Raw genomic sequence first — 14,548 nt, 5'->3', positions numbered from 1 at the left:
AAAATATAAATGCTTGCTTAAATTACATTTCTAATTTGTTCACTTTATTCATCATTTGAACACCATGAACTAAAGTTGCTCCACTTTTTATAGCTGCTCCAACATGTAGTGCTTCCATCATTTCTTCTTTTGTAATACCACGTTGCAAGCCATCTTTTGTATAGGCGTCTATACAATATGGACATTGCTCTGTGTGTGCTACTGCTAATGCAATTAAAGATTTTTCTCTTGCAGTTAGTGAACCTTCTTCAAAAACTTTACCGTAGTAATCAAAGAATTTGTCACCTAACTCCTGATTCCATTCGCTAATTTTTCCAAATTTTCTAAGGTCTGCAGGATCGTAATATGTTTTACTCATTGTAGTTTGAATTTATGCTAAGATATAACTCTAGAATTTATAGTCGGAAGTAAATAGATTTCTTAACAGGTGAAAGATTTATTTTAGTATTTAATTTATAGCTTTTGTATTATTTGTTTTTTTCCAGATTAATTCGGAATTCAAATAAAAGCTACCAATAAAATCGAAATTACATTCGTTTGGTGGGATTATAGATAAAAAAGGTTGTTTTTTTTTGTCTCTATATAAATGGTAAGTATTACCAATAATTGGTTCGAAATTAAATTTAGCGTTATATACTAGATTATTGTATTCTAGTTCTTGCATCATTTTCTTGTACTCTGCTTGTAGTTCAAGATATTTAGCTTCAATTTGTTTATTGGCTTTTAATATATTTTTATTTTTCCAAGTAATATTCTCTGTTGCAGTAATAGCTGGCGCACCAACATTTGTTGCATAAGGTTTTAAAGAGGCATCGTATTGTTGTGTCTCTTCATTAAAAACAATATTATCTGGTTTTTTCTTTTTATTCATTTATTTAAAAAAAAATAATGGATTTAATACTGCAAAGCAATACTAAACCCATTATACAAAAATTTATAATTTCATTAAACTGTAGGTCTTCCGTTAAGACGTTTTTCAATCTTTTTCTTTTTTTCTGTAACGCGTTTCATAACATCCATGATGCTAGAATCTTTAGTTTTTTTGTAGAATTCGTTTAAACCTAAAATAATTGTTTTTGCTTTTCTTGATGCTTCTACGCGATCGCTAGTAGACATGTGACTCATTTTCATATCCTCAAATTCTTGAGCTTCAACTAGTAGGGTTTCCATATGTGTTAAAATTTAATTTGTTAAAAGTAAAAAATAGAAATCAATTTTATATTAAAGGAATCATAAAATATTACTATTGCGCTATTTATTACTTATATAGCTCAAAAAAATACTAAAAAAATATTTAAAAACCTTTAAAAAGGGTATCCAATTGCAAAATTTAATATAGGTTCGTCTATTTCAAAGTTAAAACGTTCCCTTTCGTCTAATGAAGGATCATGAAATGGTGCCGCTAAATCAAATCTAATTACAAAACCTTGAACATCGACACGTAAACCTACGCCAGCACCCATTCCTAATTCACTTAAAAAATCACTTGAAAATTTTCCTCCTGGTAGTGCAGGATTTTCTTCAGAATTCCAAACATTACCGGCATCGGCAAATACGGCACCTTTAAAATAACTAAATATAGGAAAGCGGTATTCTACATTTGCCTCTAATCTTATATTACCTGTTTGGTCGAAAAAGGTTCCGTTTTCTGTGCCTAACTCGTTATAAGTACCTGGTCCAAGTGATTGAATTCTAAAAGCTCTTACACTGTATGGACCTCCAGAATAGTATTGCTTTGTAAATGGTAATACATCTGAATTTCCATAAGCTAAGCCATAACCAGCAAATAGGCGAGTGGCTATTTTTTGTTCTTTACCAAAATTAAAATGATATCTAAAATCGACATCTGCTTTGGCATATTGTGCATACTCTAAACCAAGAAACTGTTTTGCTTCTCCTGTTTCTTTTTCTTTACCTAAAAGGCTAATAGAGTTTCCTGCAACGTCAAAATTAAAGTTAGCATAAATTTGATGTGTTTTAGTGTTATTAACTAATTCGTTATAAGTAAAAGAATACGTTAGTCCAGATATAAATTCTTGGTCAAAACTACGCTCTAAAAAAGGATTATCGTTTAAAATAGTTTGAAACTCATCTGTAGTATTAGAGAGTTTTGTGTAGTTTGTAGAAATAGGGTTAATAACATGTGTTACATATTTATTGGCATCCCAAACGTAACCAAATCTTGCTTTTGCAGATAGTAGTGTGTATAATTGGCTTCGGTTTAAATAATCGAATCCAAGTGATGTTTTTGTTTTAGGTATGGAATACTCAAAATAATTATCGCTAATTTTAATAGGAAATAATACACGCGGAAAAATAAGTTCGGTTTCAAAACCTAGTTCTAAACTGCTTAATCCTGCTTGGTTGCCACTTGCAATTTGCGTTTCGTATGCTGCCTTGGTGCTAATGTTTAATGTTTCTCCACCTTGAAACAAATTTCTGTTGCTATATGTTAGTATTAATGCAGGACCAGCAAAACTATTAGATTTTGTTACTGCTTGAATTTCTGCACGAACAGCTCTTTTATTTAATGGTGATAAATAAATGTTTGTTTCTAAAACACCTATACCATTATCTGCTATAGAATCTGTTTCTTTGTACTGAATATTCACAAATTTATAAGCGCCAATTGTAGAAAGTCTTCTTGCTGTATTTTTTGAGGTTTGAGGATTGTAAAGTTGTCCTTCGCTTAATGTAATAAAAGGATCTAAACGATCTGGACGAAAAAACTTAGGGTCTTGTATGTAGGTTTTATTATTGTAGCGTTCACTGTCATAAACCTTAGAGTCTTTAGGCAACTCGTAATCAGGATAAATATTTACTTTACCTAACTTATATGGAATAATTGCTTTTTCGGGAACATTGTTTTTAAGTTTTAAAAATAAATCAATACGCTTATTGTCGTACCTATTACTATCTGCTTCAAAAATTAAAAAGTCTGGATTAAAATTATAGTAGCCTTTGCTTTTAAGTGTGGCATCTAATCGTTGTCTTTCTAGTTTCATACTTTCTAAATCAAAACGAATACCTTTTTTAAAATTAGAGTTTTCTGCGGTGCTTTTTAATTCTTCATATAAAGGAGAAGCTAAGGAGTCTACTTGGTACGTTTCAATTTTATATGGTGTTGGTACGGTAACAGAATAGGTTATGTGAGCTTCTTTATTTTTTTTGTCTTCGGTAAAACTTGAAGTTGCACGGCTATAAAAAAAGCCATTGTTTTCTAATTTATTTACTAAAACATCTTCTACTTGAAAAGATTCTACATCACTTTGATAAACGGGTTCTTCTCCAAATTGTTTAAATAACCAACGGTTTAAAAAGCCTGGGTTTTCTTGTTGCATTTTATAGTAATAATGCAAACCGGGTCTTAGCCCTAAAAATTTAGAGTTTGGTTCTGGGCTAAGAGTTGCCTCTAGAACTGGTTTTAAATCTTCGGGATTTTCTACTAAACTATCTGCTTTTATTTCAATTTTAGCACCTGTGTATAGTAGTTCGCCTTCCGGAATGTATTTTTTTACAGCACAGGACTGTGCTATAAATATAAAAGTTATTATAGCAAGTAAGCTGTTGAGTTTTATGGCTGTTTTATATGTGTTTTTTTTAATCACTAATTTTTGTTTATATCTTCGTTTTCAGGATCTATTTTTTCTTTGTCTTTTAATTTTTGTTCTTTTTTTAAACGATCTCTTTCAAGCTTTTCGGCTTTAGTTTCATTGTAAAGTATAGCTTCCCATAGTTCGCTAAATTTATTAAATTCTTGAGTAAAAATAAGACCAATACCACTAACTATTGTTTGTCCGTCGATAACGTTTTCAAATTCATTTCGTCTAAATCCTTTTAATTTATAGCGTCCGTTTTTTGTGAGTAAATATTCTAGACTTACGTTTCCAATTAAAGGTGTAGATTCTCCTGTAGAGCTACTGCCTTGTAAATCTACTTCACTACCAACACGTACTACTAAACGATCGTCAAATAGGCGTTTTTGAGCAGCTACATTTAGTTGTGTTCTGTCTTGTGGTGTATCGCCTTGGTAATCTGTAAAACTATCTAAACCAAAATCGAGTTCGAAACCAGAGTCACCTAAAAGTTTGTTTGAAAATACATTTAATTGGTCTGAAACGGCATCGTTTAAATTGTCTCTAGCTACTGTTGCAAAACCTCCGGTACTACCATCGCTTCCTGGTTCTGGATAGAAACGATTTAATACTAATAATGAAAATACCTGACGATTTAATTCGCCTTCTTGTTGATTAACTTGTTGTACACGACCATAAACTTGACCACTAATAGCGCCTTGTTCGTCTTCTGGCATATCTAATTTAAAAGATATTTTAGGTTGAAGTAATTCGCCATCGATATTTAAATAGACATAAAAAGGTAAAACTTGACGGTATTTACTTCTAACTGATGGGTCTGCGCCAGAAAGTTGTGGTGCCATTAAAGGCGAAGCCGAAGCTTTTAAATTATAAATTGCTCTTACATCTAATTTGGCATCAAATGGATCACCAGACCAAGTCACTTTACTACTTGGTGCTAACTCGAATTTACGATTAACTATGTTGTATAAATTCATTTCATACAGGCCAGCATCTACATTGTAAGTTCCAACAAGGTTCATGCGTCCGTTTGGTTTCATTGTAAAATCAAAATCACCATGGCCAGAAACTTTAAAATAGTCTCCAGTATCTTCGTCTATAATTATTGTGACTGTTGCTTTATCTCCAACTTTTAAAAATGTTTTAATATCGAAACCTTTAATAGTTGCTGTTTTTTCTTCGGTTTGCGTTAAAATAGCATCTGGATTTTCTCTATTTACAAACACTACAACACCATCGCGTTTTTCTATGTTTACTGTTGCAGAAGGCATAACATAAGTAACATCTGTATTAGAGTTAATTGTCGCGTTAGCACTTAATTTAGGTATTTGTAAGTCGCCGGTTAGCTTCGCATCTGCATCAAAACTTGCAGTGCCATATAAAAAGTCGTTGTCTTCTTTAGAAGCATTTAAAAACTGAAAGTCTTTGGCGTCAATTTCTAAATTAAAAGTTGGGTTAATAAATGTTTCTGTACCAATATCTCCAGAAACTATAAGGTTGTTATTGTTATCATCTTTAATTGTGAAATTAGATAGAGTAATGCCTTTGTTATTGGCGCTTAAAGTTTCATTTTCTAAAGTAAATGCGGCATTAAACATAGCAATGTTAAACTTAGCGGCATTAAAATCTAGCTTACCTTGATAGATAGGGTTTGTGCTTGTGCCGCTTAATTTAAAATTACCAGAAAAATCACCACTAGTATTTTTTAGATAGCCTTGAGAGAATTTTTCTAAAGCTTGCATTTTAAAGGCATTAATGTCTAAGCGTAAATCTAGATTAGCTCCAGTTTTATTTGCACCATAATCGCCAACTAAATCTAAATCTATATCACCACCTTTAAGTGTTGAATTAAATGCGTAATTGTTTCCGCCAAGAGATCTTCCTGTAATAGCAAGTGTTCCTAAATTTGCTTTTAAAATTTCAAGTGTATTAATTTCTAAATCGGCTAAAATTCCTGTGTCTTTAAAAGGTTCTTCTAAAATAAAATCACCATTTATTGTTCCAGAAGCTAGTTTAGATTCTGTATTAAAGTAACTTAAAAAATCGGCCAGATTAAAACGTTTAAAGTCTATAGCTACGTGTTCTTTTGTGATGTTTTGTAAGCTATCTGTTAATTCTACAGATTGATTGCCATTACTAATTTTAAAATTGGTGAAATTAAGGCTGTTGCCTGTATAAACCATTTTGTTGTTTGCAGGAACTAGCCATGGTTCTTGGTTAAAAGTAAGGTTGTCTTGTAGTACTTTAAATGTAAGTTCGTCTCTGTTTCCTGTAATTTGCGAGAGCACATTTATTAGCTTTTCATCTTTGTTATATGCTGTTATTGTAAGCAGCATTTCGTTGTTTTTTTGATCACCAGAAATTTTTGTTCGCTGTATGTCTATTGGTCCGGCTTTAAAGGCATTAAAACCAAAATCGAAATTTAAGTCGGTTTTATTTGTATTCATATTAAATGCTAAACTGTCTAATTCATAGCCGCTATAATTTATATGCGGTGCAGTAATACCTGCAACTAGTTTACGTTCTGCCTGCTTAAAATCTACAGCAATAGAAACCGTATCTAAATCTTTTACATTTACTAATAATACATCGTTTAAAAGTGGAGATTGTGCAATGTGACCTTTAAGTGTCATATTAACAGGTTTTGCTAAAGAGTCTTTAACAACAATATCTCTGTAGAAATAGCTATTTATATGTTTTTGTAAAGCTTTAGAAAACGTTTGTGGGTCTGTATTAGATTGTAAATCTAAATCTACTAACTTGTTTTTAAATTTAACCGATGTTGTGTCGTTTCTTACAAAGCCAGAAGCGTCAATGCCGCCTAATAAGTAAGTTTTTCTATCGTAAACAACTACGCCATCTTCAATATTAGCATCAAACTTATATTTTTCACTGTTTCCTTTAAAATTAGCTTTAAGTTTTAAACCCGTTCTTACATCTCTGTCTATTAAGCCTAAGCCTTGTAAATTAGCGCCAATAAGGTCAAGATTAATTTTTGCTTCTGGAGCAATAGAATCTAAAACAACTAAAGCATCCAGGTTTAAATTAATATTGTCATCTCTATATTTAGATAGTATATTGCCTTTCCCATCTTTAATGTTTCCGTTTAATTTTAAATCTTTAATAGCATAATTATTATAACCAAAACTTGAAACAATAGCTTCAATATTGGCATTTAAAGTGTTTATAGATTTGCCACTACCTTTAGTTTCTAGGTTTAAAGTTAAATTTCCTAGGGTTTCGTTTTGTAGTAATTCACTTAATTTATAATCTGTTATTGCTACGTTAGCATCAAAAGCTATGGTATTTTTGTTTTTAAAATTACCATTTATTGTTGCTATTCCTTGAGAGGTTGAAATTTTAGAATTTGTAGATATATTATCTAAACCACCATTAACTGTTCCTGCAATTTTTATATCCTGAGGCATCGAAACGCTTAAAGATTTTTCATCTATAAATTGAGTTAAATCAGATTTTATTGTTTCGGCAGAAAATGATGGAATATTTAATTTAAGATTATCTGGATTGGTTATGTTTTGTATTGTTCCATTAGCTGAAATTCTTGTGCTATTTCCCCAATTAATAAAGGCATTATTTAATTTAATGTTTGATAAATATCCAGTTGTATTTATTGAACCTTGAATTTGTTTTTTACTTAGTGTTTGTAAGTAAGTATTTGATTTTAATTCTGGCTGAAATTTAAAAACTTCATCTAAGCTAATTTTAAAGTCTGGTAGATTTAAAGTTATTTTAGACGTTTCTGGTGAAGTTAATAAAGATGAAATAGAATTGTAATTTAATTCTAAATCTCCTGCAATGGCATTGTCGTTTAAAAGAAGCTTTAGATTTTCAATATTAAGTTTTTGGTCCGAAATGTTAAATTGAAATGCTAAATTCTTTAAATTTAATCCTGAGGTTTCATTAAAATTGAAAGTCTCAATATTTAAATTTCCATTTTTATCTTTTAGCGTAATTGTATTAGCTTTTAAATTTAAGTTGTTTAAAGCAATTGCATTTGGGTTAAATTTATTTACGCTTGGCTTTGTGTTATTCACAAAATAACCCAAAGCATTATTTTCTAAATTTATATTACCTAAATTAAGTTCTAAATTGGGCCAGATAAAATTATTTAAATCTTGATTTGCTTCATCTTTAACAATATTCTCTTCTGTTTTAGTATGAATTTGAATATTCGAATTTTTTAAATCTAATGTGTTTATCGCTATCCTGTTGTTTGATAAATCTGCATTGGGAATTTCAGTATAAAAATTACCAATATTAATATTTGCTGTAATATCATCTGCTTGCGATTTATAATTTGCGACTACATTTGTTAAGCTTAATTTATCGGCAACTATTTTTGGTAAAGGAGTTGCTTCTGTATTAGGGTCGCTTGCAACTTCACTTTGAAAGAATTTAATTTTAGCGTCTTTTAATTCTGCATCAGCGATATTAAATGCCATTGTTTTTAAATCAATGGTATTAACATCTAATTTCATTTTTTTAAAATCGAATCGACTATCAATTCCAGCAACAGCATCTGTATAAACAACATCAAAATTTCTAAAATTTAAATCGCCTAAAACAATATTTAAAGGACTTGTAGTTGTTGTGTCTACAGTTGCTTGGGTAGTTGCAAAAGCATCTATTAAAAACTGAAAATTAAAGCCGTTTACAGTATCTTTTCTTATAACATTAGCACGTAAACCATTCCAGTCTAAAGCATCAATACCAATTGCTTCACCGTTTATCATTTTCCATAGCGGTATATTGGCTTCTAGTGATTTAGAATATACTAGTGTGTCTCCGGTTTTATCCTCAAGGTATAAACCGTCAAGTTTAATATCACCATCAAAAGTGATAAATAACTTTTCTACTTCAACTATGGTATTCGTTTTATTGGAAACAAAATTTGTTACTTTATTTACAATTATATCTTGACCAAAAGGGCTGCGTATAAATAGAATTAATAAAATTAATAGGGTAAGAATAACTAAAAATGTTTTACCCATTATTTTAAGAATGCGGTACTTTTTAGTTTTTATTTTATTATTAGTTTTCGAGGCTTCCAAATTTGAATTTATAAAGAGAACAAATTTATAATTTTAATATATTAGTATAGTGAATATATAATTATATTAAGGCTAAAGTTTTGTTAAAGAAAAGATTAGGTGCAGCAAATATCTAATCAATTTTTTCATTCAAATTTTCTATTATTAAGATATTGTTCGTAAACTTTTTACACTTCTTTTTAACGTTTGAACATCAGAAACAATAAAAGTTAACACTCTGAAAAACAGATATTTAAAAACGCTTATTCTTTTCTGAATTTAGTCTCTATTATAGATTATTAAATTCTTCCCAATGTCAAATTTCTAATTTAGATTAATATTTAAATAGAATTTGACCAGTCAATGGAATTAAACAAATACAGTAAAACCGTTACTCAAGATCCAACCCAACCAGCAGCACAAGCCATGTTGCATGCAATTGGGCTAACAAAAGAAGATTTTTTTAAACCTATTATTGGTATTGCAAGTACAGGATACGAAGGTAACCCATGCAACATGCACCTTAATGATTTGGCTAAATTGGCTAAAAAAGGAACTAAAAACGAAGCTATTGTTGGGCTTATTTTCAATACTATTGGAGTAAGTGATGGTATTTCTATGGGAACTCCTGGAATGCGCTACTCTTTACCTTCTCGAGATATTATTGCAGATTCTATGGAAACCGTAGTACAAGCTATGAGTTATGATGGTTTAATTACAGTAGTAGGTTGTGATAAAAATATGCCAGGAGCATTAATGGCAATGATTAGACTAAATCGTCCAAGTATTTTAGTGTATGGTGGCACCATTGATTCTGGTTGCCATAACGGAAAAAAATTAGATGTCGTATCTGCTTTTGAAGCTTGGGGAAGCAAAGTTGCTGGAACCATGGAAGAAACAGAATATCAAAATATAGTTGAAAAAGCATGTCCGGGAGCAGGAGCTTGTGGTGGTATGTATACTGCAAATACTATGGCTTCAGCTATTGAAGCTTTAGGGATGACTTTACCATTTAACTCGTCTAACCCAGCATTAAGTGATGCTAAAAAAGAAGAGTCTGTTAAAGCTGGAGAAGCCATGCGTGTGTTATTAGAAAAGGATATTAAACCTTCAGATATTATTACGCGTAAATCTCTAGAAAACGCAGTACGATTAGTTACTATTTTAGGTGGTTCTACAAATGCGGTACTTCACTTTTTAGCAATTGCAAGAGCAGCAGATATCGATTTCACTTTAAAAGATTTTCAGGATATAAGCGATAATACACCGTTTTTAGCTGACTTAAAGCCTAGCGGAAAATACCTAATGGAAGATGTTCACGCTGTTGGCGGAATTCCTGCGGTTCTAAAATATTTATTGAAAAAAGGATTAATTCATGGCGATTGTTTAACTGTTACAGGAAAAACAATTGCAGAGAATTTATTGGATGTTGAAGATTTAACTGAAGGTCAAGATGTAATAAAACCAATTGAAGAACCAATAAAAATATCAGGTCATTTAAGAATGCTTTATGGTAATCTTGCTACGGAAGGTTCTGTTGCTAAAATTACAGGAAAAGAAGGTTTAAAGTTTATTGGTAAAGCAAAAGTGTTTGAAGGCGAATATGCTGCAAATGATGGTATTCGTGATGGATTAGTTGAAAAAGGAGATGTTGTCGTCATTCGTTATGAAGGTCCAAAAGGAGGACCAGGAATGCCAGAAATGCTAAAACCAACTGCTGCAATTATGGGAGCAGGTTTAGGTAAAGATGTGGCATTAATTACAGATGGTCGTTTCTCTGGAGGAACGCACGGTTTCGTAGTTGGGCACATTACTCCAGAAGCTCAAGAAGGTGGTAATATAGCTTTAGTAAAAGATGGCGATATGATTACCATTGATGCCGAAACAAACTCCATTGTTTTAGAAGTTACAGAAGAAGAATTGCAAAAAAGAAGACAGGAATGGCAAGCACCAGATTTAAAGTTTAAACGTGGTGTGTTATACAAATATGCTAAAACCGTATCATCTGCTTCAAAGGGTTGTGTAACTGACGAGTTTTAAACAAAAAATAATTATCCAAATCAGATTAATATGGATACAAAAACTTTAAAAAAAGAAACAAACAAAACGCAAATTACAGAGCGTATCTCTGGTAGTGAGGCCATTATAAAATGTTTGTTAGCAGAAGGTGTAGATGTTCTTTACGGATATCCTGGAGGAGCAATTATGCCAGTATATGATGAGCTTTATAAGTACCAAGATAAAATTCATCATGTGTTAACACGTCACGAGCAAGGTGCAACACATTCGGCTCAAGGTTACGCACGTATTTCTGGTAAAGTTGGTGTCGCAATTGCAACGTCAGGTCCAGGAGCAACCAATTTAATAACGGGTATTGCAGATGCACAAATAGATAGTACACCAATGGTTTGTATTACAGGTCAGGTCGCTTCGCACTTATTAGGTAGTGATGCGTTTCAGGAAACAGATATTGTTGGTATTTCTACACCAGTTACAAAGTGGAATTGTCAAATAACAAAAGCGTCAGAGATTCCGGAAGTTATGGCTAAAGCCTTTTATATCGCTAAAAGTGGGCGTCCAGGTCCTGTTTTAATTGATATTACAAAAGATGCTCAGTTTGAAGAATTCGATTTTAAATACAAAAAATGTAAAGGAGTTAGAAGTTATAACGCGATTCCAAAGTTAAATCATAATGAGGTTGAAGCTGCTGCAAAATTAATTAATGAGGCTAAAAAACCAATGATTGTTTGGGGACAAGGTGTATCATTAGGTCAGGCTGAAACCGAATTTAAAGCGGTTGTTGAAAAAGCAGGAATCCCATCTGCTTGGACCATTTTAGGTGCAGGAGCAATACCAACATCTCATCCTTTAAATATTGGTATGGTTGGTATGCATGGTAATTATGCGCCAAATGTGTTGACTAATGAGTGCGACCTTTTAATTGCAATTGGCATGCGTTTCGATGATCGTGTAACCGGAAATTTATCTACATACGCTAAACAGGCAAAAGTGATTCATTTTGAAATTGATCCAGCCGAAATTGATAAAAACGTTAAAACAGATGTGGCAGTTTTAGGTGATGCAAAAGAAAGTTTAGCTGCCTTACTTCCGCTTTTAGATGAAAAATCATATCCAGAATGGCATCAAAATTTTAAGGATTTATATGCTATTGAATATGAAAAAGTAATAAAAAATGACATTCATCCTACAAAAGAAGGTTTAACAATGGGTGAAGTTTTAAAAGAAATTAATTCGCAAACTAAAGGTGATGCAGCAATTGTAACAGACGTTGGTCAACATCAAATGATAGCCTGTCGTTATGCTAATTTTAATAAAACAAGAAGTAATATAACGTCTGGTGGATTAGGCACAATGGGCTTTGGTTTACCTGCTGCAATTGGAGCAAAAATGGCTGCTCCAAATCGAGAAGTTATATCAATTTCTGGTGATGGTGGTTATCAAATGACTATTCAAGAATTGGGCACCATTTTTCAGCAAAAAGTACCTGTAAAAATTGTGGTTTTAAACAACGAGTTTTTAGGTATGGTTCGCCAATGGCAACAACTATTTTTTGATAAACGTTATGCGTCTACAGAAATGACCAATCCAGATTTTGTAGCCATTGCAAAAGGCTATTTTATAGAAGCTGAAAAAGTAACTAAGCGTGAAGATTTAAAGGAAGCAGTCGCTAAAATGATAAACACAGATGGACCATACTTTTTAGAAGTTTGTGTAGAAAAGGAAGACAATGTGTTTCCAATGATACCAACAGGTGCATCAGTTTCAGACGTAAGATTAGAATAATATGGAAGCAGAAAAAAACATATACACTGTTTCGGTTTACACCGAAAATAATATAGGATTATTAAATCGTATTTCGGCAATATTTCAACGTAGACATATAAATATTGAAAGTATAAATTCTTCGGTTTCAGAAATTGAAGGTGTTTCAAAATTTACCATAGTTGTAATTGTAACGGAAGACCAAATGAAAAAAATAATTGGTCAAATTGAAAAACAAGTCGAAGTTATTAAGGCTTACTTTCATACAGATGAAGGTACTATTTATCAAGAGTCTTGCATCTTTAAGATGAAGTCTGATTTATTGTTTGAAGAACGACAAATTCAAAATATTATTAAAGAAAGTAATGCTAGAATTGTAACTGTAAATCGTGACTTTTTTGTAATAGAAAAATCTGGACGTAAAGAAGAAATAGAATTAATATATAGAGAATTAAGTGCTTTTGGAATCATGCAATTTACGCGCTCAGGACGTATTGCTGTTACTAAAGACGAAATGAAAATATCAACAATGCTAGAAGCTTTTCAAGCATAACCAACAATTAAAATATAAGACAATGTCAAATTATTTCAACACATTATCATTAAGAAACCAATTAGATCAATTAGGTAAATGTAGATTCATGGATGCTTCAGAGTTTGAAGATGGTGTTAATGCATTAAAAGGCAAAAAAATTGTAATTATTGGTTGTGGTGCACAAGGCTTAAATCAAGGACTAAACATGCGTGATTCAGGTTTAGATATTTCATATGCATTAAGGCAAGAAGCTATCGATGAGAAGCGTACTTCTTATAAAAATGCTACCGATAACGAATTTAATGTAGGTACTTATGACGATTTAATTCCTACAGCAGATTTAGTATTAAACTTAACACCAGACAAGCAACACACAAACGTTGTAAAAGCAGTAATGCCTTTAATGAAAAAAGGTGCTACGCTAAGTTATTCTCACGGATTTAATATTGTTGAAGAAGGCACTAAAATAAGAGAAGATATTACTGTAATTATGGTTGCTCCAAAATGTCCAGGAACCGAAGTGCGTGAAGAATATAAACGTGGTTTTGGTGTGCCAACATTAATTGCTGTACACCCAGAAAATGATCCAGAAAATAAAGGTTGGGCTCAAGCAAAAGCTTATGCAGCTGCAACTGGAGGTCATCGTGCAGGTGTTTTAGAATCGTCTTTTGTGGCTGAGGTTAAAAGTGATTTAATGGGTGAGCAAACCATATTATGTGGTTTGTTACAAACAGGTGCAATTTTATCGTTTGATAAAATGGTAGCCGAAGGTATTGAGCCAGGTTATGCTGCAAAATTAATTCAGTTTGGTTGGGAAACCATTACTGAAGCCCTAAAACACGGAGGAATTACAAACATGATGGATCGTTTATCTAATCCAGCAAAAATTAAAGCATTCCAATTGTCTGAAGAATTAAAAGATATCATGCGTCCTTTATTCGAGAAACATATGGACGATATTATCTCAGGTCACTTCTCAAAAACCATGATGGAAGATTGGGCAAATGATGATGTAAACCTTTTAAAATGGAGAGCAGAAACAGGTGAAACTGCATTCGAAAAAACAACGTTAACAACAGATCATATTTCTGAACAAGAATATTTTGATCATGGAACATTACTAGTAGCATTTGTAAAATCTGGTGTTGAGCTAGCTTACGAAACCATGGTAAGTGCAGGAATTATTGAAGATTCTGCGTATTACGAATCACTTCACGAATTACCACTAATTGCCAATACAATTGCTAGAAAGAAATTATTTGAAATGAACAGAGTCATTTCAGACACTGCAGAATATGGTTGCTATTTATTTGATCATGCTTGCAAACCTTTATTAACCGATTTCATGAAAACCGTAGATACAGATATTATTGGCAAACCATTTTCAGCATCAACAGGAGTGGACAATGTAGAATTAATTGCAGTAAACGATGCGATTAGAAATCATCCAATCGAAACGGTTGGTAAGCGATTAAGAGCAGCAATGACCGCAATGAAAATTATAAAATCTGATGTAAAATCAGAAGAATCAGTTTTAGCTTAAATCTATTGTCATCCTGAATTAATTTCGGGATCTCATAAAA

At 32.0% G+C, this 14,548-nt stretch carries 9 protein-coding genes; 4 read left to right on the top strand and 5 right to left on the bottom strand.

Annotated features, from left to right (window positions below):
- Window positions 1–22: 22 nt before the first annotated feature.
- The 5 genes from BM549_RS03885 to BM549_RS03865 all read right to left on the bottom strand — a co-directional run bounded on the left by BM549_RS03885 (window position 23) and on the right by BM549_RS03865 (window position 8,608).
- Window positions 23–358 (bottom strand): arsenosugar biosynthesis-associated peroxidase-like protein, encoded by a 336-nt coding sequence (locus BM549_RS03885; RefSeq protein WP_013869253.1) that lies wholly within the window; start codon window positions 356–358, stop codon window positions 23–25.
- Between the two features lie 90 nt (window positions 359–448).
- Window positions 449–871: a DUF2452 domain-containing protein gene (locus tag BM549_RS03880; protein ID WP_290469063.1), complete on the bottom strand. Its 423-nt coding sequence runs from the start codon at window positions 869–871 to the stop codon at window positions 449–451.
- 74 nt (window positions 872–945) lie between these two features.
- Window positions 946–1,170, bottom strand: a complete 225-nt coding sequence (locus tag BM549_RS03875; protein ID WP_290469062.1) for a hypothetical protein — start codon at window positions 1,168–1,170, stop codon at window positions 946–948.
- A 134-nt stretch (window positions 1,171–1,304) separates the two neighbouring features.
- Window positions 1,305–3,608 carry a BamA/TamA family outer membrane protein gene (locus tag BM549_RS03870; protein ID WP_290469061.1) on the bottom strand — a complete coding sequence of 768 codons (2,304 nt, stop codon included), beginning with the start codon at window positions 3,606–3,608 and terminating at the stop codon, window positions 1,305–1,307.
- Window positions 3,608–8,608 (bottom strand): translocation/assembly module TamB domain-containing protein, encoded by a 5,001-nt coding sequence (locus BM549_RS03865; protein ID WP_290469060.1) that lies wholly within the window; start codon window positions 8,606–8,608, stop codon window positions 3,608–3,610. The genes BM549_RS03870 and BM549_RS03865 overlap by 1 nt, the downstream gene beginning before the upstream one ends.
- 402 nt (window positions 8,609–9,010) lie before the next feature.
- Between BM549_RS03865 and ilvD the strand changes: the two genes are divergently transcribed.
- The 4 genes from ilvD to ilvC are packed head-to-tail and all read left to right on the top strand — an operon-like array spanning window position 9,011 to window position 14,508.
- Window positions 9,011–10,687 carry a dihydroxy-acid dehydratase gene (gene ilvD, locus BM549_RS03860; RefSeq protein WP_290469059.1) on the top strand — a complete coding sequence of 559 codons (1,677 nt, stop codon included), beginning with the start codon at window positions 9,011–9,013 and terminating at the stop codon, window positions 10,685–10,687.
- 30 nt (window positions 10,688–10,717) lie between these two features.
- Window positions 10,718–12,451, top strand: coding sequence for a biosynthetic-type acetolactate synthase large subunit (gene ilvB, locus BM549_RS03855; protein ID WP_290469058.1), 1,734 nt, complete (start codon window positions 10,718–10,720; stop codon window positions 12,449–12,451).
- A gap of 1 nt (window position 12,452) precedes the next feature.
- Window positions 12,453–12,983 (top strand): acetolactate synthase small subunit, encoded by a 531-nt coding sequence (gene ilvN, locus BM549_RS03850; RefSeq protein ID WP_290469057.1) that lies wholly within the window; start codon window positions 12,453–12,455, stop codon window positions 12,981–12,983.
- Window positions 12,984–13,005: 22 nt separating this feature from the next.
- Window positions 13,006–14,508 carry a ketol-acid reductoisomerase gene (gene ilvC / locus BM549_RS03845; RefSeq protein WP_290469056.1) on the top strand — a complete coding sequence of 501 codons (1,503 nt, stop codon included), beginning with the start codon at window positions 13,006–13,008 and terminating at the stop codon, window positions 14,506–14,508.
- Window positions 14,509–14,548 lie beyond the last annotated feature (40 nt).

It is taken from the genome of Lacinutrix sp. MedPE-SW (assembly GCF_001874145.1).
Taxonomy (GTDB): domain Bacteria; phylum Bacteroidota; class Bacteroidia; order Flavobacteriales; family Flavobacteriaceae; genus Lacinutrix.
Note: the sequence above shows the minus strand (reverse complement) of the source record. Positions and strands in the feature narration are given on the sequence as shown.